20 protein-coding genes are annotated in these 20330 nt (G+C 70.4%); 7 read left to right on the top strand and 13 right to left on the bottom strand.

Going from position 1 to position 20330, the window contains the following annotated elements:
• On the bottom strand, window positions 1–1494 hold the full coding sequence (locus OTB20_RS22325; protein WP_267819997.1) for an amidohydrolase family protein: 1494 nt from the start codon (window positions 1492–1494) through the stop codon (window positions 1–3).
• Between the two features lie 351 nt (window positions 1495–1845).
• On the opposite strand from OTB20_RS22325, the gene OTB20_RS22320 reads away from it, so the two are divergent.
• The 6 genes from OTB20_RS22320 to thpD all read left to right on the top strand — a co-directional run bounded on the left by OTB20_RS22320 (window position 1846) and on the right by thpD (window position 6850).
• Window positions 1846–1995 (top strand): hypothetical protein, encoded by a 150-nt coding sequence (locus OTB20_RS22320; RefSeq protein ID WP_267819995.1) that lies wholly within the window; start codon window positions 1846–1848, stop codon window positions 1993–1995.
• A gap of 433 nt (window positions 1996–2428) precedes the next feature.
• Complete coding sequence (locus OTB20_RS22315; RefSeq protein ID WP_267819994.1) at window positions 2429–3073, top strand: dihydrofolate reductase family protein; 645 nt, start codon at window positions 2429–2431, stop codon at window positions 3071–3073.
• A gap of 447 nt (window positions 3074–3520) precedes the next feature.
• Complete coding sequence (gene ectA, locus OTB20_RS22310) at window positions 3521–4081, top strand: diaminobutyrate acetyltransferase (protein ID WP_267819992.1); 561 nt, start codon at window positions 3521–3523, stop codon at window positions 4079–4081.
• A 125-nt stretch (window positions 4082–4206) separates the two neighbouring features.
• The gene (gene ectB / locus OTB20_RS22305) at window positions 4207–5475 is read left to right on the top strand and encodes a diaminobutyrate--2-oxoglutarate transaminase (protein ID WP_267819990.1); all 1269 of its coding nucleotides are present in this window, start codon (window positions 4207–4209) and stop codon (window positions 5473–5475) included.
• Window positions 5476–5506: 31 nt separating this feature from the next.
• The gene (locus OTB20_RS22300; RefSeq protein ID WP_267819988.1) at window positions 5507–5911 is read left to right on the top strand and encodes an ectoine synthase; all 405 of its coding nucleotides are present in this window, start codon (window positions 5507–5509) and stop codon (window positions 5909–5911) included.
• Window positions 5912–5947: 36 nt separating this feature from the next.
• A complete protein-coding gene (gene thpD / locus OTB20_RS22295) occupies window positions 5948–6850 on the top strand; it encodes an ectoine hydroxylase (RefSeq protein WP_267819986.1) in 903 nt (300 codons plus the stop codon).
• A gap of 129 nt (window positions 6851–6979) precedes the next feature.
• On the opposite strand, the gene OTB20_RS22290 is transcribed toward thpD, so the two are convergent.
• Together OTB20_RS22290 and OTB20_RS22285 are read right to left on the bottom strand one after the other, a co-directional pair.
• The gene (locus OTB20_RS22290; protein ID WP_267819984.1) at window positions 6980–7480 is read right to left on the bottom strand and encodes a VOC family protein; all 501 of its coding nucleotides are present in this window, start codon (window positions 7478–7480) and stop codon (window positions 6980–6982) included.
• A gap of 347 nt (window positions 7481–7827) precedes the next feature.
• Window positions 7828–8325, bottom strand: coding sequence for a helix-turn-helix domain-containing protein (locus tag OTB20_RS22285; protein ID WP_267819982.1), 498 nt, complete (start codon window positions 8323–8325; stop codon window positions 7828–7830).
• 153 nt (window positions 8326–8478) lie between these two features.
• Between OTB20_RS22285 and OTB20_RS22280 the strand changes: the two genes are divergently transcribed.
• Window positions 8479–8949: a hypothetical protein gene (locus OTB20_RS22280; RefSeq protein WP_267819981.1), complete on the top strand. Its 471-nt coding sequence runs from the start codon at window positions 8479–8481 to the stop codon at window positions 8947–8949.
• A gap of 9 nt (window positions 8950–8958) precedes the next feature.
• Here the strand turns inward: OTB20_RS22280 and OTB20_RS22275 are convergent, their stop codons facing one another.
• The 10 genes from OTB20_RS22275 to OTB20_RS22230 form a co-directional block, all read right to left on the bottom strand.
• On the bottom strand, window positions 8959–9753 hold the full coding sequence (locus OTB20_RS22275; RefSeq protein WP_267819979.1) for a GNAT family N-acetyltransferase: 795 nt from the start codon (window positions 9751–9753) through the stop codon (window positions 8959–8961).
• A gap of 130 nt (window positions 9754–9883) precedes the next feature.
• Window positions 9884–11500, bottom strand: coding sequence for a phospholipase D family protein (locus OTB20_RS22270; protein WP_267819978.1), 1617 nt, complete (start codon window positions 11498–11500; stop codon window positions 9884–9886).
• 90 nt (window positions 11501–11590) lie between these two features.
• The gene (locus OTB20_RS22265) at window positions 11591–12805 is read right to left on the bottom strand and encodes a hypothetical protein (protein ID WP_267819977.1); all 1215 of its coding nucleotides are present in this window, start codon (window positions 12803–12805) and stop codon (window positions 11591–11593) included.
• Between the two features lie 131 nt (window positions 12806–12936).
• Complete coding sequence (locus OTB20_RS22260) at window positions 12937–13740, bottom strand: NAD-dependent epimerase/dehydratase family protein (protein ID WP_267819975.1); 804 nt, start codon at window positions 13738–13740, stop codon at window positions 12937–12939.
• Complete coding sequence (locus OTB20_RS22255) at window positions 13737–14927, bottom strand: hypothetical protein (RefSeq protein WP_267819973.1); 1191 nt, start codon at window positions 14925–14927, stop codon at window positions 13737–13739. Before OTB20_RS22255 ends, OTB20_RS22260 begins: the two co-directional genes overlap by 4 nt.
• Window positions 14921–16198, bottom strand: a complete 1278-nt coding sequence (locus OTB20_RS22250) for a glucarate dehydratase family protein (protein WP_267819971.1) — start codon at window positions 16196–16198, stop codon at window positions 14921–14923. The genes OTB20_RS22255 and OTB20_RS22250 overlap by 7 nt, the downstream gene beginning before the upstream one ends.
• Entirely contained in the window at window positions 16198–17121 is a 924-nt protein-coding gene (locus OTB20_RS22245; protein WP_267819970.1) for a 5-dehydro-4-deoxyglucarate dehydratase, read from the bottom strand. The genes OTB20_RS22250 and OTB20_RS22245 overlap by 1 nt, the downstream gene beginning before the upstream one ends.
• A 35-nt stretch (window positions 17122–17156) precedes the next feature.
• Window positions 17157–18005 (bottom strand): carbohydrate ABC transporter permease, encoded by an 849-nt coding sequence (locus OTB20_RS22240; protein ID WP_267819969.1) that lies wholly within the window; start codon window positions 18003–18005, stop codon window positions 17157–17159.
• Window positions 18002–18883, bottom strand: coding sequence for a carbohydrate ABC transporter permease (locus tag OTB20_RS22235; RefSeq protein WP_267819967.1), 882 nt, complete (start codon window positions 18881–18883; stop codon window positions 18002–18004). Before OTB20_RS22235 ends, OTB20_RS22240 begins: the two co-directional genes overlap by 4 nt.
• Window positions 18883–20223, bottom strand: a complete 1341-nt coding sequence (locus OTB20_RS22230) for a sugar ABC transporter substrate-binding protein (protein WP_267819966.1) — start codon at window positions 20221–20223, stop codon at window positions 18883–18885. Before OTB20_RS22230 ends, OTB20_RS22235 begins: the two co-directional genes overlap by 1 nt.
• Between the last annotated feature and the right edge of the window lie 107 nt (window positions 20224–20330).

The raw sequence follows: 20330 nt of genomic DNA, 5'->3' as shown, positions 1-20330 counted from the left end.
CTAGTGCTGTGACCGGAGACGGGTGGCGGCGGCCTCCGCGTCGCGGATCACGCGTTCGGTGTCGACGTCGACGAGCCGGCCGTCGAGTTTGAGGGGACGGCCGTCCACGAAGACGGCCTCGACGTTCTCCGGGCGGCCGTTGAAGACGATCTGGCCGACCCAGTCGAAGCGCGGCGCGAAGTTCAGCGTGCCGGGGTCGAGTACGAGGACGTCGGCCCGTTTCCCCGGGGTGAGCGAGCCGACCCTGTCGTCCATACCGATCGCCTCGGCGCCCCCGAGCGTCGCGGCCCGCAGGGCGTCCTGGACCTGGGGAAAGACCGACGCGTCCATCGACCGTGCCCGTTGCAGGCCGATGGCGCTCTTCATCAGGGCGAAGAAGTCCGAGCTGTCGTTGGTGCCGCCGTCCTGTCCCAGCCCGAACTTGACGCCCCGGCGGGCGAGATCGGGCAGCCGCATGACACCCGAGGCGAGCCGCATGTTGCTCAACGGGCAGTGCGCGGCCCGGACGTCGTGCGCCGCCATGGCGGCGATCTCCTCGTCGGACAGATGGATCGCGTGGTTCATCAGCAGGCGGGGACCGAACGCACCCATACGGGTGAGCACTCCGACCGGGTCGTCCACGCGCTGCTCGGCACGTTCGAGGACGTGGCTGTTGAGCATGACGCCGAGGTCCTGGGCGATCTCCCAGTGGACCCGGTTCAGCCCCTCGATGGCCCCCGCCGCGTGGGTGGCGATCTGCGCCGAGGCCAGGGGCAGCGGGTCGATGAGTTCCTTCTTCACCCGGGGCAGGAGCGCCGCCTGCTGTTCCGTCTGGAACATGGCGTACGTGAAGCGCACGCCGGTGTCGGCCAGTGCCCGCACGTACTGCTCGGTGGTGTCGTACGGGAGGGCGTCCACCCAGTCCACCAGCGTGGTCACGCCGGACTGCACGGAGTCGAGAGCCGCCAGGCGAACGAACCGGTACATGTCGGCCGCGGGGATCCGCGAGAACGTCGCCCTGTTGCACTCCGCGAGCCAGCCGAAGAGGTCACGGTCCGCGCAGCCGCCGCGCATCGAGGACTGCCAGAGATGGGTGTGCACGTCTACGAATCCCGGCATCAGCAGCCGGCCGGAGACGTCGATCACCTTGGTCCCGGCCGGTACCGCGAGCCGCCGGCCGACCGCCGCGACGGCCCCGCCTCGCATCAGGACGTCCGCGCGCTCCACCGCGCCCAGGGGGCCCTCGCCCAGAGCAGGGTCCATGGTGAGCACCAGCGCGGCGTTCCGCAGCACCGTGGCCCGGCCGGCCGGGCCGGCCCCGGCGGGCGGGCCCTGCCTCGGCCGCGTCCGGGCGGCGCCGAGTGCGAACGGACTCGCCGCCACCATGCCCAGGCCGGCCAGTAACCTGCGGCGGCGGGGATCAGCGGGCGTGGGATCGGCGGGCGCGGTCTGTACGGTCTCTGCAGCCTGTGTGGTCTGTGCGGTGGTGCCGGAGCATTCGCTGAGCAGGTCCATGTCGTGCTACCTCCCGACGGAATGGCGCGGGGCGCTTCTGTGGACTCACTGTTCGTCAAGCACGTGGCGGCATGTATCCGGATGGTGCGCCCGTCAGGGCCGTCCCGATAGAGCCGCGTCAACAATTTGTTTCAAAAACGCACCCCGGGCCTTCACGGAGGGGGCGCGCGATGCCGTGCCGCACGCTCTGCCAGTAGGGGCTCCGGACGAAACCTCTGTCGAGCAGTCGGGGCGATCGACCCATACGCCAACTCAACGGGCCGGATTTAAAAGCCTGTTGACACTGCTTCGAGGCAGGCTGGCGGGGTATCCGCCCAGAGACGCCGCGCACGACGACGCTCTGGAGGAGCCATGCCCGGACTGTTCGCGAAGATCAAGGAGTTCAGCCGCAGCCCGCAGGGGCAGCGGACCATCGCCTCGGCCCGGCGCGCCGCGGCCGACCCCCGGCGGCGGGCGACGGCCCGCCGGATGCTCACCCGACTGCGCGGCGGCAAGCGCTGACGGCCGATCGACTGCCCCCTTCGGGAGCCGCTCCGCCTCCCGAAGGGGCACCAGAACCCGGCCGGCAGCCCGCCCACCGGCAACGACGCGCCGCGCATGGCCCCCAATTGACACGTGAGGTGGGGTTCCAGGACGAATCATTGCCGCGGAGGGGTCGCGATGCCCGCGGGTCTGCTCGCGGCCCTGGCCACCGGGACGGTCGGCGCGTTCGCGCTGGCGCGCACCGACATCGGGGTTCGCTGTCGGCCGCCCGCGACCGCGACCTCACCGCTCGGGCCCGCCCTGTCGCCGAGTGGCGGGCCACCACCGGCGACTGGCAGATCGCCTCCGTCGAGGCCCGTATGAGAACCGCACGATGCGGCGATGAGTTTTCCCGGTCCGGCCGGTCTACCGTTCGTCACGTGATCGGAAAGCGCGAAGCAGGAGGAGCGACATGAGCCAGTTGCTGCGGGTCCAGAACTTCGGCGTCTCGAGCGACGGGTTCGGCGCCGGTGAGGGCCAGAGCCTCGAGAAGCCGTTCGGCCATGCCGATCCGGGGAGCATGTTCGCCTGGGCCGGTGCCACCGCGAGCTGGCCGATGCGCTCCGACCCCGGTGGCAGCCGGGGTCTGGACGACTACTTCACGCGGGACTACGCGCGCAACATCGGCGCCGAGATCATGGGCCGCAATAAGTTCGGGCCGCAGCGCGGGCCCTGGCAGGACCACGAGTGGCAGGGGTGGTGGGGTGACGAGCCCCCGTTCCACACGCCGGTGTTCGTCATGACGCACCACGAGCGCCCTTCGTTCACGCTCTCCGACACCACGTTCCACTTCGTTGGCGGCGACCCGGCCGCGGTGCTCGCCCGGGCGAAGGAGGCGGCGCAGGGCCGGGACGTCCGGCTCGGCGGTGGAGCCACGACCATCCGGCAGTTCCTCGATGCCGACCTCGTCGACACCCTGCACGTGGCGGTCGCGCCGACGAAGCTCGGCTCCGGGGCCCGGCTGTGGGAGTCCCCCGATGAGCTGCTGGACCGGTTCCACCTGGACGTCGTGCCCAGCTCGAGCGGCGTGACGCACCACCTGTTCTGGCGGAAGTAGGGCCACGGGCCGGCCGGCGCGGGTTCCGTCACCGGCCGGCCCGCGACGCGCATCTCCGCGGGCGGCGCGGAGTGGATCGCCACCGCCGTGGGCAAGTTCCGATCCCACGGCCTGCACGTTCACCCACCCCTGAGCACCAGTCCCCCGCGGAATCGTCGCGCCGGCCGGCTCCCTGCCGCCTATAACCGCGCAGCTGTGATCGAAACCCCCCACCGGTCGACGAAGACATCACATTCAAGGGGCAAATATGAGACAGAGCAAAGACGTTATCTGCTCGTTATGAAATCGAAGGTGGGGTGGAAATGTCAGCATTTTTCATAGTTTCACGGGGCGCATTATCGGCACTTTGCACCTCGAGAAGGCATCGGCAAATATCATGCGCCATGCCAGTTACGTAACCCCTTAGGTCCATGCAATTTGCTCCAGCCCTGGGTAACTTCGGCCCGCATGACTGCTCATGCAGAACTGACCCGTTACAGGAAGACCCCGCCGATCACTCCGACGACCTCGCCCACCTCGACCACGTACATCGACCGCCCCCGCCCAGGTGACGGGCCCCTCCTGTGGCGCCTCGCTCGCGACTCCAGGACGCTGGACCTCAACTCGGCCTACAGCTATCTCCTCTGGTGCCGTGACTTCGCCGACACGTCCGCGGTGGCCCGCGACCCGTCCGGGCGCGCCATCGGCTTCGTGAGCGGATACCTGCGGCCCGACAGTCCCGGAACCCTGCTCGTCTGGCAGATCGCCGTCGACCAGTCCGCCCGCGGTCTGGGAATCGCCGGGGCCCTGCTCGACGGCCTCTCCGCCCGCGTGGCGGCAGAACAGGGATTGAGTTCCCTGGAGACCACCATCTCCCCCGGAAACTCCGCGTCGGAGCGACTGTTCGCCTCGTACGCCGCACGGCACGGCGCCACGCTCACGCGCGAAGTGCTGTTCACCGCAGATGAGTTCCCGGTCGGTGGGCACGAGCCAGAGATCCTGCACCGCATCGGACCGCTCCACTTCTGATCCCGGTTGCGCCCGGCGGCCGCCGCCCGCGAGCCTCGCCGGCAGCCATCCGGACCGCCATCGCGAACACCCCGTACCAAGCACCGCCCTGTACCAAACACCCCCGCGTTCATTGGAGAGTTACCTTGACCATGACCGAGCCGGTCCTGTCCGTCTTCGAGACCGTGGAGTCCGAGGTGCGAAGCTACTGCCGCGCCTGGCCCGTCGTCTTCGAGCGCGCCACGGGAAGCCGGCTGTACGACGAAGACGGCCGCGGCTACCTGGACTTCTTCGCGGGCGCCGGGTCCCTGAACTACGGCCACAACAACCCCGTTCTGAAGCGGGCCCTGCTCGATTACCTGGAGCGGGACGGCATCACGCACGCGCTCGACATGTCGACGACCGCCAAGAGGGCCTTCCTCGAGACCTTCCGGTCGCACGTCCTCGAACCCCGCGCACTGCCCTACAAGGTGATGTTCCCCGGGCCCACCGGGACCAACGCCGTCGAAGCGGCGCTCAAGCTGGCGCGGAAGGTCAAGGGCCGCGAGTCGGTCGTCTCCTTCACCAACGCCTTCCACGGCATGTCGCTCGGCTCGCTGGCCGTCACGGGCAACGCCTTCAAACGGGCCGGCGCCGGCGTCCCCCTGGTCCACGGCACCCCGATGCCCTTCGACAACTACCTCGGCGGCAGGACTCCCGACTTCCTCTGGTTCGAGCGCCTGCTGGAGGACCAGGGCTCCGGCCTCAACCATCCGGCGGCGGTCATCGTCGAGACCATCCAGGGCGAGGGCGGGATCAACGTGGCCCGCGCGGAATGGCTCCGCACCCTCGCGGACCTGTGCCGGCGCCGCGACATGCTACTGATCGTCGACGACATCCAGATGGGCTGCGGGCGGACCGGCGAGTTCTTCTCCTTCGAGGAGGCGGGCATCACGCCCGACATCGTCACGCTGTCCAAGTCCATCAGCGGCTACGGACTCCCCATGTCCCTGTGCCTGTTCAAGCCCGAGCTGGACCTGTGGGAGCCGGGCGAGCACAACGGCACCTTCCGCGGCAACAACCCGGCCTTCGTCACCGCGACCGCGGCCCTGGAGACGTACTGGGGCGACAGCGTCCTGCGCGAGCGGACCCTCGTCCAGGGCGGCCGGGTCGAGAGCGCCCTGCGCGAGCTGTGCGGCGAACACGCCCGGCTCGGCGCGACGTACCGGGGCCGCGGACTCGTCTGGGGCATCGAGTTCACCCGCAAGGAGCTCGCGGCGGAAGTGTGCCGCAGGGCCTTCGAACACGGCCTCCTCATCGAGACCTCCGGCCCCGAGGGCGAGGTCGTGAAGCTGCTCCCGCCGCTCACCGTCACCGGGGACGAACTCGACGAGGGCCTTGCCGTCCTCGCCCGCTCCGTCCGCGAAGCCGCCTGACCAGCACCCGCACACCACGAAGGGCACCACCATGATCGTCCGCTCGTTCCGGGACATCGAGGGAACCGACCGCCACGTCAAGGCGGCGTCCGGCACCTGGGAAAGCAAGCGCATCGTCCTGGCCAGGGAGCGGGTCGGCTTCTCCCTGCACGAGACCGTCCTGTACGCCGGCACCGAGACGTCCATGTGGTACGCGAACCACGTGGAGGCCGTGGTCTGCACGGCCGGGGAGGCCGAGCTCACGGACGAGGAGACGGGCCGGACCTACACCATCACGCCGGGAACCATGTACCTCCTCGACGGCCACGAGCGGCACACCCTGCGCGTGAAGCACGACTTCCGCTGCCTGTGCGTCTTCAACCCGCCCGTGACCGGCCGGGAGGACCACGACGAGAACGGCGTGTACCCGCTGCTCACCGAACCCGGCCACAGCTGACGTACGGAAGCACAGAGAGGAGAGGCAGGCACCACCATGACCCACGCATCCACCCGCACCCTGACCGACCTGTATCCGACCCGGGGCGCCGAGGAGGTGCTCACCGGCCGCGCGGACCCCGTCGTCTGGTCCGAGCCCGGCACGCCGGGGCCCTTCTGGGCACACGAGCTGGAGAGCTTCGAGCGCGACGGCTTCCTGCCCGTGGACGAACTCGTCACGCCCGACGAACTGGACGTCTACCAAGCCGAGCTGGACCGGATGCTCCGCGATCCCTCGACGCTGGCCGACGAGCGGTCCATCGTGGACCCCAAGTCCCGGCAGGTACGCTCCGTCTTCGAGGTCCACCGGATCAGCGAGGTGTTCGCTGCCCTCGCCTCCGATCCGCGCGTCGTGGGACGCGCGCGACAGATCCTGGGCTCCGACGTGTACGTGCACCAGTCCCGGATCAACGTCAAGCCCGGTTTCGGCGCCAGCGGCTTCTACTGGCACTCCGACTTCGAGACCTGGCACGCCGAGGACGGTCTGCCGCACATGCGCACCGTGTCGGTGTCCATCGCCCTGACGCCGAACCACACCACCAACGGCGGCCTGATGATCATGCCCGGTTCCCACCGCAGCTTCCTGGGCTGCGCCGGTGCCACGCCGAAGGACAACTACAAGAAGTCCCTCCAGATGCAGGACGCGGGCACCCCGTCGGACGAAGCTCTGACCAAGTTCGCCTCGGCCTGCGGCATCAAGCTCTTCACCGGCAAGGCGGGCTCCGCCACCTGGTTCGACTGCAACGCGATGCACGGCTCGGGTGACAACATCACGCCCTACCCGCGCAGCAACGTCTTCCTCGTCTTCAACAGCGTGGAGAACCGCCCTTCGAAGCCCTTCGCCGCCCCGGTGCGCCGCCCCGGATACATCGCCTCCCAGGACTTCACTCCCGTGCGCTGACACGGAAGGTCGCCCCGGCCCGGCCCCTGCCGGGCCGGGCGGGCCGGTCCCCCCACAGGTCGCCGAACGGGGGAGCCGGGATCTCCCGGCGCAGGACCGGCCGGCGGGGCCGTTCGCGACGGCCCGGTCTCAGCTGGCGGATCCCGCGGCCGAACCCGTCGCCAGGTCCGTGCCCCAGTGCGCGATCGCGGCGGCCAGGTCGAGGGGGCCGGGGCGCAGGCCGGAATCGGCGGCGGGCCAGTCCTCGCGGGGAACCCGCCACATCAGCTCGAACTCGTTGCCGTCGGGGTCCTTGGCGTAGAAGGACTTGGAGACCAGGTGGTCCGTCGCGCCGACCATCGCGCCGCGCTCGGTGATCTTGCGCCCCAGCTCCGCCAGCTCGCCGAGCGTGCCGACCTCCCAGGCCAGGTGGTACAGGCCGACCCGGCCCTGCTCGGGGCCGGGTGCGTCGGCGCCGATCGCGAACAGTCCGAGGTCGTGGTCGTTGAGGCTGCCCGGGGCGCTGAGGAAGGCGGCGCGGCCGGGGATCAGGTGGTCGACCTGGAACCCGAAGACGTCGGTGTAGAACTCGACGGACCGGTCTATCTCCCGGATCCAGAGCACGGCGTGGTTCAGGCGGCGGACGGACATGCGGCGGGGCTCCCGTGGAATCGAAGGGCGGTCTGGCTCGGAGTGTGGCCAGCATATCGTTCAAATTCAAACTACCGGGTCCCGGACAACCGCGCGAGTGCGAGGGGCGGCTCGCACGGTGCGGCGCGGTTCCGCGCGCACGTCTCGCGGAGCCAGGACGCTGCTCGCCTGCGCCACGACTGCCGCGGCAGCGGTCGCAGTGTCGGCCGGGCGTGCGGTGGGGTGCGGGGCCAGGGTGATGCGCGGGACCGGTGCGGCGGGCCGTCCGGTGACCTTGACGCGGGCTCGCACCGCGCCGGGAACCGTGCCCAGCCGGTCCGCGACGGCGCTGCGCAGGGCCCTACCCGTCAAGGTGGGCCGTGTGGGCCGCGGTGGCCGCCCGACCCCATCTCCTGAGGGCGTGCCGTCGGCGGGCAGTGACGCTGCGGCTCCTGGGCCAGGCCGTGCAGGAACCGTGCGCAGGCCTCCCGGCGCTTGCCGGTCGGGGCGCTGTGACCGGTTTCCCAGGACCGCACCGTCGCCGCCGTCACGCCGACGGCCGAGGCGACCTGCGACGGGGTGAGCTTCCACGCCTCGCGGAGCCGCCTGCGTTCGACGGGTTCGGGAAGCGCGCGCGTACGAGCGACCGACGGCTGCCGAGCCGGACCTCCATCACGTGGGGGCGTCCGCGTCGCTCGCGCCGTACCGCCGAGAGCCAGGCGCTCTGTGCCGCCTTCGAGGCGCTGTCGTCGGCCATCAGCGGCTGCGGGCGCTCGCCGACGACACCGGTGACGGCCATCAGCGTGCCACCTGGCGAAACGAGGGGCAGGTGCGCCGCCGGGCCACCGGTGCGGTAACCAGCACACGGCTGCCGTCAGGCCTCATGACCGCTCCCGGTCGGCGCGCGTGGCCGGTGGAGATTTCGTGAAACGTCACATGTTGGGTCACGCAGGGGTGGAGCGTACCGAGCACGGCCCGGACGGACCGGGTCTGCGGCATCTGATCACCAGGAGATGCAGATGAAGAGGTTGACGAAGCGGTTACGTACACCACAGCTGCTGGGCGTCGGCGTCATGACGCTGTTGCTCGGTCTGGTTGCCTCGCCCACCGCCCAGGCGGCGACCGCGGCCCCCGCCGCCGCGCAGTGCAGCGGCAGTTGGGACGGCAAGACCTACTGGGCCAAGGCGGCGGGGCGCAACGGCGGCGGCTACGCGCGCACCTACTGGAACAATTCGACCAAACAGAACTGCGTGAAGTTCTGGTCCAGCCCCTACGACGGCCTCGCCTCGCACATCAGCCTGGCGATCTTCGACGAAGGTGGTGACTACTCCATCGACCCGCCGAAGGAACATCCGGCCAACTATCACTACTTCGCCGGGCCGCTGTACACCTGGTTCAACTCGACAGGCCAGTGCATCAGGGTGAGCGGTTCGCTGGTCCGGGGCGGAGTGACCTACAGCCTCGACACCGGGCCGATCCGGTGCGGCTGATGAGACCGCCTACGGGCGCGGGCGCGCCGTGAAGGACGCCTCCGTGAACTCCGTGACCTCGCTGAAGCCCAGCCTGCGGTAGAGGCGGACGGCGGTGGCGTTGTCCGCGCGGACGTTCAGCCCGATGTGCTCCACGCTCTTGCCCAGCCGTCGGCACAGCTCGGCGACACACGCGCCGCCCGCGCCCTGCCCGCGTACCCGTGGATGCGTGGCGACGTTCCCGATCGCGGCGACCCGGTAGGTGGCCGAGTGGACGTGCACGCCCGCCACGGCGACCAGCCGGCCGGCCTGACGGACACCGACGTACTGGCCGGTGTCGAGCATCCGGTGGTCGAACCAGTTGCCCGGGTACGCCTGTGTGAACAGCTCGAGCAGTTCCGGCAGGTCGCCGCGGCCCAGCGGGGCCGGCTGCCACGGGCCGGCCGGATACCGGTCGGCCCGGTCGGGCTCGGTCAGCGCCATGCGCAACAGGGTGCCGTGCGGCCGCACGGTGTAGGCGGATTCCAGGACCTTCGCGGCATTGCCGGTGAGGTGCCCGAAGAAGTGCCGTGGGAGTACGGGCAGCAGCGCCTCGGCGAGGTCTTCCAAGGCGGATGCCTGCCCGGGGCGGGTGAAGCCCAGCAGCGTCGGAACGTCGCCGACGGAGTACAAAAGCGCCACCGGCCCGCCCTCGGAAACCGTGTACCAACTGGTGTGCGGCCACAGCAGGTCGTCGAGGTCGCCGAGTTCCATCACGTGCATCGCCGGATCCCGTTCGAAGCGGGTAGCCAGAGCGGACCGGTCGTGGAGGCTGCTGAGAATCACCCGCCCAGAATACGGTGGCGCCCGCTCCGGCTTTCGGCGAGGTGGGAGCGGAAAGCCGGACCGGGGCCCTGGGGCCACCCTTCCGTCGCGGCGCCCGCCGTCCGGGCAGGACGCCGTCCCCCGGCCGCGGTCAGAAGGCGTTGCGCCGCCGAAAGCCGAACGTACGGCCGTCCGGGTCGACGAGGAGCCGGTACGGCAGCGTGGCGAAGCGGCGCTCGGCGTACGAGAGGTCGGGTGGACGGTAGGCGCGCAGCCGGCCGGGTGGTTTCGGCCCGCGGCCGCCGTCCTCGTGCCAGGCGTCCAGCGCGCCGGCGCTCGCGGCGAACGCCTCGAAGGCTCGTACCGGGTCGCACAGCGGGTCCGGGTCGCCGGGGTCCTCGGGTTCGGGGACGTCGAGGTGCTCGCGGGAGAGTTCCAGCCGCAGCTCCCTCGCGAAGCGGCGAGCTCCGTCCCCCAGCCCGGCGGGATCGGCCGGCGTGCGGGCGTCCAGGTCGTCGTCGAGGACGGCGCAGTTGAGTTCCGAGTCGTGGGTCCACGACCGGAGGTTGATGTTGTCGGATCCGATGGTGGCCCACACGTCGTCGACGGCACACACCTTGGCGTGGACGTACACAGGGGTACCGGCGCGGTTCTCCAGCCCGTAGACCGCCACCCGCCCGCCACCCGCCTCGCGCAGTGTGTCCAGCGCCTTGACCCGTCCGACCAGGTTCATCGGCCGGGACAGCCAGCCGTTCTGGTCGGGCACGGTGGGTATCACCGCGATCAGGCGGAGCTCGGGGTTCTCGTGCAGCGCCCGAGCGAAGCACTCCACCACTTCGGGGGACCAGAGGTACTGGTCCTCCAGGTAGATGAGCCGTCGGGCCCGCTTCAGCGCCTTGAGGTAGCTGCGCGCGACGCTGCGCTCCCCGTCCGGGGCGAAGGGGTAGCCGCGCAGCAGCCGGTTCGGGTAGGTGCGCAGTACCTGCACGGTGTGGTTGCCACAGGGCGGGGGGTCGGGGAGCTGCGGCGGGATCGGATCCGCGTAGGTGTCCTCCCGGTCGACGAGGGCCCGCAGCTTCACGAACGGGCTGCGGCTCAGCGCGGCCGGGTCCTCCCAGCGTTCGCGGAAACCCGCCTCGATGTCACCGACGGCCGGTCCCCTGACTGCCAGTTGGACGTCGTGCCAAGGCGGCCGGGGACCGTAGGCGGCCGCCAGGGGCATCGCCTGCGGATCGCCGTGGTGCGAGGCGTCGTCGTTGCGGCTGTGGCACAGGTCGATACCGCCGACGTAGGCCACGTCCAGGGCGGGGCGGCCGGGATGGCGCAGGACGACCAGCTTCTGGTGGTGGCTGCCTCCGGGGCGGACCCGCATGTCGAGCAGGCATTCGCCGCCGCCCGCCTCGATCGCCTCTTCGAGGTGCCGGTTCTCGCTCTCGCTGAACCGCATTCCGTCCAGGTGGGAGCGCCAGAGGAGGCCTTTGACGATGACGCCCCGCGCGGCTGCTGCGGCCAGCACGGCGCCGATCTCCGTGCCCTCGCCGTCGAGCCGCTCGTCGGGGTCGCCGCGCCAGTCCGTGAAGAGGAGCAGGTCTCCCCGTCGCTGGGCGCGGATGTTGCGCAGGAGCTCGGCGAAGTACGTGGCGCCGTGCACGAGCGGGCGAGCCTCGTTGCCGTTCGTCCAGGCGGCTCCGTCGGGGTGGCGGCTGTCCACCCGGGTGGCCGTGTTCCCGCGTTCACCAGCGGTGAGCATCCAGTCACTGAGTTTCATCTTTGGCGCCTCCCTCAGCGCTGCTACCCGCTCGAGGCAGTTCCAGACGCGACGCGGCTCGCGGCGCGGACGAAGAACAGCGGTCGCCGGTCATACCAGCACCCCGGGGAAGAACATCCCTCCCAGGAGGGCATATTGAATCGAGCAAAATACCAGCAGTGTCGCCTGAACCCATCGGGGCATGCGTCTGACCAGGATGAGCCCGACGAACATTTGCGCATGATTGCGATACCACGACATTTGCGCGCCCGCGAAGAACGGCAAGAGGAAGATGGCCACCGTCAAGATCAACGCGGCCCATTCCTCGACGTCGAGCCGGTGGTTCCGCAGGAGGAGCACGGCGGCAGTCACCAGCACCAGCAGGACGAAGGCGATGTTCAGCCAGAGCTGGGTCCTGTGTGCGGCGAGAGCGTGTTCCACCAGCCACGGCGGATGCCCCTCGGGCTTGTACCAGTAGCTGAACGGGAAATTGTAGGCATTCCTCATCTCGCTGAAGGGCTCACGGAGGTCACCCTGGTGGTAACTGGATTTCTGGATGACCTCGTACGCGTCCCAGCGGCCCGTCCCCTGCCACATCAGCCATTTGGCCCAGAGCACGCCGCAGCCGGCGACGGCAGCCGACGACCCGGCTTTCGCGCACCGCATCGGCCATCTGTCGCGCTGCCACGCGAAGAACGCGCTCAGGAGCAGCATGCCGACGACGACAGCGCCGACGAAATGGCAGGCGCACACGACGAAGCCGCCGGCCGCGGCCATGACCCAGGAGCCGCGCTTCACTCCGGCGATGCAGACGAGTAGTGCCAGCGTTCCGGTGGCGATCGGGAACATCGCATGGAAATAGATACCGCCCGGGAATACCGCGCCAACGGCAAGGGTGAGACCTGTGGCCCATGTCAGCCGGGCACCCATTAACCACCACAACACCGCGAACATTCCGAGCAGGGACAACTCTGCGAGAACGACAGCAGCCATCTCATAAGACATTCCGGTGGCTGAAGCCGCCCGGACCAGCATGGGGTATCCGGGAAACCACGCGGTATTTCCGCACATGACGTCGCGAAAGTCCGGATACCGGTCCCGGCACCAATACATTTCGTAGCCGGACTTGGCAATGGAGAGGTATTGTTCGGAGTCCCAGCGCTTTCGGCCACCCATGGACCAATAGGCCACTTTGGACCCATTGCCGTTGACAGACGCTTTCGCGACCCACCAGGTGACGAGGTTTGCGACCAGCCAGGCGCCGACCGGGGGCAGCGCGGCGTTGCGCCAATCGCGGCGCACCGGACGGGCGGGTTCCACCGGCATGGCGCACTCCGTGCGGGCTGGGAATGTTCCACCCGCAACGCTGCCACTATTCGTTATATACCGCATCATTTACTAACGAACAGTGATGGACTGACGGGCGCGAGTGGCCGCTCCCCCACGGGCCGGGCGTCTCACACGCAGTGGTGCGGGTCCGTCTGTGTGAAGGAGCCCCCGATGAAGCGGGCGTCCGGGTGGGCGGGGTCGAGGGGGCCGTGCGTGGCGAGCAGGCCTTCGGCGTAGATCTCCGCGTCGTCCTGCGGTACGTAGCCGAGGGCTCGGGCGGAGCGTAGGTCCCACCAGGCGCGGGTATTGGCGCTGATGCCGTTGACCACCGTGTGGCCGACGTCCGCAGCGGTGAGGGCGGCGTGCACGAGCCGGGCGCAGTCGCCGGGGCTGAGCCAGGTGGAGAGCATGCGGACCGACCGCGGCTCGGCGAAGCAGGAGCCGATCCGCAGGGAGACCGTCTCGACTCCGTACTTGTCCGCGTAGAGCGAGGCCAGGTTCTCACCGAAGGCCTTGGACAGCCCGTAGTAGGTGTCCGGGCGGGCGGGAACCGCGCTGCCGATGGCGCCGCCGACCAGTGGGACGTAGCCGACGGCGTGGTTGCTGCTGGCGAAGACCACGCGGGGGGTTCCTTCCTTCCGGACGGCCTCATAGAGGTGGTAGGTGCCCTGGATGTTGGCCTCGAGGACCGCCTCGAAGCTGTCCTCCAGCGAGATCCCGCCCAGGTGGACCACGGCGTCCACGCCGCGCACCGCCTCGCGCACCGCCGCCGCGTCGCGCAGGTCGAAGACGAGGGACTCCGCGCCGTCGATCGGCTTCAGGTCCGCGAGTCGCAGCCGGTAGCCGTATCCGGGCAGGCTCGCGCGCAGGAAGGCCCCGACGCCTCCCGCGGCGCCGGTGAGCAGGACCGTACGGGGCGGGGTGGTCGTCATGCGCGGAACTCCTTTGCCAGGTGGGCCAGTAGTGCTGTCCGGTCGGGTGGGAGCAGACCGAGGTGGTACAGGCTGAGCCGGCTCGCCCCGGCGGCCCGCAAGCGGCGTACGTGTGCACCCAACAGTCCTGGATCGGCAGGGTGTTGTGCGGTGACGTAGGCGTCTACGGGCAGGCCGAGCCGGGCGGCCCGCCGGACGAGGTCCGCGGTGTCGGGCCCGGTCGGCCAGCAGGGCACCAGAAGGGTGTCCACCTCCTCGGCCGCCCGGACGGTGAGCCCCGGGGAGGGTCCGGTGACCCAGGGGTCCGGGTGTGCGTGCAGGGCTACGGGCGCACCGGGCAGGGCCTCCCGTACGGCGGCGAGCACCTGCCCGCGCAGCTCGTCGGCGGCGGCGTGCCGCACCGAGAGGAGTACGGCCCCCAGCGCGTCCGGGACGGGCGCACCGGTGGCCCCGGCCGAACGGCGCAGCAACGCCTCGGCCTCGCCCGGGTCGATCCCGGCCGCACGCCAGCGCTCCCGGCAGGCGGCGCAGCAGCACACCGACAGCGCCCTCAGGGTGTGAGCGGGGTAGGCGCCGTCGGTCTTCTCGTGGCAGCCGAGGTGGACGGCGCCGAGCTGGCCGGCGGATTCCAGGGACACTCCGCGCACGGCCCCGGACGGCAGCCCCCGCAGGGCTTCGGCGGCGAGGGTCGCGCAGTACTCCCGTACCTCTTCCTGGGCGGGGCAGAGCGCGTACGGGTAGGTCTCGCCGAAGCAGTTGGTGACGGCGAGCTCCGGGTAGAGGTTCCCCAGGCGGGTGTTGTGGGCCAGTACCAGCCAGGCGTTGACCGGGATCCCCGCGTCCCGAAGGGCTTCGACGGCGGCGCCCGCCGGGTCGGGGCCCGGCGCCCAGTCGGCGCGTACCGGTACGAGGCGGCGGCCGGTCCATACGCGGGGGCGGACTGGTCGGTAGAGGGCGGAGTGGCGGGCGTCGACGAAGCGGCGGCTCGGGTGGAGCGGGGTGGCGGCGCGGGTGGAGTGGTAGGTGACGGCCAGGGTGACGGCGTCCAGGCCCGCCTGCCGCACCCGGTCGGGGAAGGCGGGGTCGCCCAGGACGTCCCAGGGGTAGGCGTGGGCGGTGACGGAAACCGCCGTCGGGGCCGTGTCCACCGCCGGGCCCGCATCCGCGGTCGGGTTCGCGGTCACCATCGGGGGCGCCTCTTCCGGTACGAGGGGTCGAATCGCCGCATGTACGCGGTGTCGTCGCGGTCCCGGATGCCGCACCGCAGGTAGTTCTCGTGGAGGCGGGCCAGTGCGTCGGGGTCGAGGCTGACACCGAGGCCGGGGCGGTCGGGTACGGCGACGGAGCCGTCGGTGATCGGCAGCGGGTCGGTGAGGACATCGACCCCGTACTGCCAGGGGGTGTGGGTGTCGGCGGCGTAGGACAGCTCGGGCAGTGCTGCCCCGAGGTGGGTCATGGCGGCGAGGCTGATGCCGAGGTGGCTGTTGGAGTGCATGGAGACTCCGATGCCGAACGTCCTGCAGATACCCGCGAGTTCGGCGGTGCGGCGCAGTCCGCCCCAGTAGTGGTGGTCGGCGAGGACCACGCCGACGGCGCGCTCGGCGAAGCCGCGGGGTACGTCGTCGGGGCTGACGACGACCATGTTGGTGGCGAGCGGCATCGGCGCGCTGCCGGCGACCTCCGCCATGCCTTCGATACCCGGTGTGGGGTCCTCCAGGTATTCGAGGAGGCCCTCGGTCTCGGCGGCGACCCGGTGCGAGGTCTCCACGGTCCAGGCGGCGTTGGGGTCGAGGCGCAGCGGGTGGTCGGGGAAGGCGGCGCGCAGCGCGCGGACCGTCTCGACCTCCCGGTCGGGCGGCAGCACTCCGCCCTTGAGCTTGATGGAGCGGAAGCCGTAGGTGTCGATCATCCGCTTCGCCTGGGCGACGATGCCGTCCGGGTCGAGCGCCTCGCCGTACGGGTCCGCGCCGGCGGCCTGGGCGTCGTGTGCTCCCGGGTGGGCCGCCCATTTGTGGAAGAGGTAGGCGGAGTAGGGGACGCTGTCGCGGACCTTGCCGCCGAGGAGGTCGGTGACCGGGCGCCCGATGAGCTGTCCTTGCAGGTCCAGGCAGGCGACTTCGAAGGGGCTGAGCACGCGCAGGGTGGTCTTCTGGGGGCTGGATCCGCCGGTCAGCCCGTGCCGGTCGGGGGTGTCGCAGTCCTCGCCGAGGACGGCCCGGACGCGACTCAGCAGGCCGTGGGTGTCGAAGGGGTCGAGGCCGGTGAGGGTCGGAGCCACGGCTCGTAGCAACCGCAGGTGGGCGGCGTCGCCGTACGTTTCCCCGAGGCCGACGAGTCCGTCTCCGCAGCGGAGTTCGACGATGGCGCGCAGGGCCCAGGGCTGGTGTACGCCGGCGGAGTTGAGCAGCGGCGGGTCGGGGAAGGCGACGGGGGTGACGACTGTTTCCCGGACCCGCATCAGACGTCCAGACCGGCGAGGGCGGCGCGTCCGCGGGCGATGATGTCGCCGAGGCGCCGCTGGTGCGCGGGCGTGGCGTCCACGAGGGGTGGCCGGACGGATCCCACGTCCAGGCCCGCCAGCCGGGCGCCGGCTTTGACCAGGGCGACGGCGTAACCGGGTGCTTCGTCGCGCAGGTCGACGAAGGGCAGGTAGAAGGCTGTGAGCAGGGTACGGACGGCTTCCTTGTTCCCGGCGCGTACCGCGCGGTGGAAGGCGGTGGCGATGTCGGGGGCGAAGCAGAGCACCGCGGAGGAGTAGCTCTCGACGCCGATGGCTTCGTAGGCCTGGACGGAGAGTTCGGCGGTGGGGAGGCCGTTGAGGAAGCCGAACTCCTCGGCGCGCGGGTGGCCGCTGGTGCGGACGGCGGTGACCAGGCGGAGCATCGCGTCGACGTCGCCGAGGCCGTCCTTGATGCCGGTGACGGTGGGGATGTCGAGGAGGGCGATCGCCGCGGACGGGTCGAGGACGGCGTTGGCCCGCTGATAGACGGTGACGGGCAGGGAGGTGGCCCGGGCGACGTAGCGGATGTGTTCCACGAGCCCGGCGGGGGTGGAGGAGATGAGGTAGGGCGGGAGCAGCAGCAGTCCGTCGGCGCCGCATTCGGCGGCGGCGGTGGCGAACTCGTGGGCCAGGCGCGGCCCGCCGCCGCATCCGGCGACGACCGGGAGCCGGCCGTCGGCGACCCGGACGGCGGTGACGACCACGTCCCGGTACTCGTCCTGGGACAGGGCGGTGAATTCGCCGGTGCCGCAGGCGACGAAGAGTCCGGCCGGGCCGGCGGCGATCTGCTGCTCGAGGTGTGCGGCGAAGACGGTCAGGTCCACCTTGTCGTCGGCGGTGAACGGAGTCAGTGGAAAGGACAGCAGCCCGTGCAGGCGCATGGGATCCCCTTGTCGTACGGATGGGTGGTGGCTTGTCAGCCCTTGACCGCGCCGGAGGTGAGTCCGCGCATGAACTGGCGCTGCATGGCGATGAACGCGATCACGCTGGGCAGCAGGGCGAGCAGCGCGGACGCGAGCAGGACGCCGACGCCGACCTCCTCGTCCGCTCGCAGGGTCCGCAGGGCGAGCGGGAGGGTGAACTGGCGGGCATCGGTGGCGACCAGCAGCGGGAGCATGTACTGGTCCCAGATCATGGTGAAGCCGAAGATGCCGATGACCCCGAGGGCAGGCCTGCACAGCGGCAGGATCACCGACCAGAAGACCCGCAGGTCTCCGGCCCCGTCGAGGCGGGCGGCCTCCTCGAGTTCGACCGGGATCTCCTTCATGAATTCGGCGGTCACCAGGATGGAGAACGCCCAGGCTCCGACCGGGACGATCATTCCCCAGAGGCTGCCGGTGAGGGAGAGGTCGGACAGGACCAGGGAGAGCGGGATCGCGAGGATCTCCTCGGGGAGCATCATCGTGCTGAGGATCAGCAGGAGGACCAGGGGCAGGCCCGGGAAGCGTTTGCGGGCCAGGGCGTAGGCGGCGCAGACGCTGACCGCGATCTGGAGCAGCAGTCCGCCGCCGACTACGAGGAAGGAGTTGAGGAGGTAGAGCAGTACGTCCCGGTCGAAGGCGGCCTCGAAGTTCGCGAGCGTGGGCCGGGTCGGGAGCAGCGTCAGTGACGTGGGGTCGGTGGTCCGGTTGAAGGCGCTGGCCAGCAGGGCGAGCAGCGGCCCCGCGAAGACCACTACCAGCAAGGCGTACACCAGCAGTTTCGCGGTGACGGCGACCGCGCCGCGCCGGGCCTCCAGGCCGAGCGCGGTGTCCAGGCGGCTCATCGCGCCTCCTTTCCGGTGCGGGCCCGCCCCAGGCGCGCGGCCAGGGTCAGAGCGACCGAGGCGCAGAGCAGGACCATGGATCCGGCCGCGGCCACGCCGAGTTCGCTGCGTTCCAGGCCGAGTTTGTAGATGAGGGTCATCAGTACTTCGGTGGAGCCGTTGGGCCCGCCGTTGGTGAGCAGGAAGATCTCGGTGAAGACGCGCAGGCTGCGGATCGCGGCGAGCGTGAGGAGGATCGTGAAGGCCGGGCGCAGGGCGGGCAGGGTCACGTGCCACACCCGCCTGCGCACTCCGGCGCCGTCGGCCGCCGCGGCTTCGTAGAGGGTGCGGTCGACGCCGGCGAGCGCGGCGATGAAGATCATCATGTCGTACGGCGCCCCGCGCCAGACCCCGACCGCCATGACCGACCACAGGGCGCTGTCGGGGCTGTTCAGGAACTGTGAGGGGGCTGCCCCGAACCAGCCCAGCAGGGTGTTGACGATTCCGTCCGCCGCCGGGTGGTAGAGGATGCGCCACACTTCGGCGACCACGGCCATCGCGGTCACGGTGGGCAGGAAGACGGCGGTCCGCACGATCCACAGGCGGCGGGCGGTGCCTTCGAGCAGCAGCGCCAGCGCGAGGCCGAGGACCACCGATCCGCCGGTCTGGCCGACGGCCAGGACGAGGGTGTGTCCGATCGCGTCGAGGAAGGCCTCGTCGGTGACCACCTGGCGGTAGTTGCCCCCGCCGACCCATCGGTCGCCCAGGTAGGGCCGCACCTCGTGGAAGCTCATCTCGACCGCCCGCCACATGGGCAGGAACTTGAAGAGCGCGAAAAGGAGCAGCGCCGGGGCGAGGAACAGCCACGGTGTGAGCCACCCCTGCCTCGGCGGGCGCATCAGGAGCCCGCTCCCTGCTTCTTCAGCTCGGCGGTGAAGGACTCGGCGAGCTTGGCGAGCGTGGCTCCGGGGTCGGAGCCGCAGTCGGCGACCATGCCGTTGAGCGCCTCGGCCGAGGCCTGGCGGAAGTGGGTCCACTCCTTGACCACGGGCGAGTACCGGCCCGCCTCGCGGTAGACCTTGTCGAATACCAGCCAGCGCTTGTCGGTGCGTACGGACGCCAGGTCGACCGACTTGTTGACGGGCAGCCGTACGACGTTGCCCGCGGTGTCGCCCGCCATGCCGGCCTTCTGGCCCTCGGCGCCGATCAGGAACTCTGCGTACGCGAGCTGGCCCTTCGGGTTCTTCGACCCGGCCATCAGGTAGGTGTTCTCGCCCTCGGCCAGCACGGAGTTCCCGCCGCCCGGGCCGGCCGGGAGCGCCAGGACCTCGTACTTGTCCGCGCCGAGCGCCTTGTCGAAGCGGGCCATGTTGTAGGGGCCGGTGAGGTAGATCCCGCCCTTCCCGGTCTCGAAGAGCGGGTGGGCCTGGGTGGTCTCCGCGGTCACCGCGCCCGGGACCACGCTCTTGGCGGTGCAGAACTGGTCCTTGAGGCGCTGGGCGGCGGCGGTGGCGGCCGGACTGCCGATGGCGGGCTTCAGGGCCTTCGGGTCACCGCCGGTGAAGTAGTCGCCGCCCGCGGACCACAGGAAGCTGGAGAAGTACCAGTCCATGTAGCCGCGTTTGGTGGTGCCGGGGATGACGTACCCGTAGGTGTCGGCCTTGCCGTTGCCGTCGGGGTCCCTGGTGGTGAAGGCGGTGGCGAGGGCGTCGAGCTGGTCCCAGTCGGCGGGCTGTGCGATGCCCAGCTTCTCCCGCCAGTCCCTGCGGACGAAGAGGGCGAACGTCTGGGCCGAGAAGGGGACTCCGTAGTACTTGCCGTCGGCCGCCTTCGCCGCCTCCCAGGAGGCGGGTATCAGCTGGTCCCCGCCCTGGACGGCGGCCTTGTCGACCTCTCGTACGAGGCCCTGCTTGACGAGGGTGCCCAGCTGGGCGGTGTCGTTGACGATCAGGTCCGGCAGCTTCTTCTGCGCCGCCGCCTGCTGCAGCTTCGTTTCGAAGTCGTCGAACAGCGCGGTCACTTTGGCCGGTACGCCGGTGGCCTTCGTGAAGGCGGCGGCGAGCTCCTGGTGCGTCTTCTCCGTGGGCGAGCCCGGGGGCTTGCGGACCCAGATCTCCAGCGGCGCCTGGTCGTTCCCGGCGGTGGGCCCGGAATCGTCACCGCAGCCGGTGAGGGAGGTGAGGGCGAGCACGGCGGCCAGGGAGGCTGCCAGGGAGGTGGACGCGGCTCTGCGATTCATCGTGAACGAATCCCCGTCTAGATATGTGGACAGGATCTGAGAATGTAGTCGCTCTGCAGAGGGAAGTTAGCCTCCGCTACCATGCGGGTCAACACTCATGAGGAAAT

Origin of the sequence: Streptomyces sp. H27-H1 (assembly GCF_026627445.1) — a bacterium.
In the GTDB taxonomy this organism is placed as follows: domain Bacteria; phylum Actinomycetota; class Actinomycetes; order Streptomycetales; family Streptomycetaceae; genus Streptomyces.
Note: the sequence above shows the minus strand (reverse complement) of the source record. Positions and strands in the feature narration are given on the sequence as shown.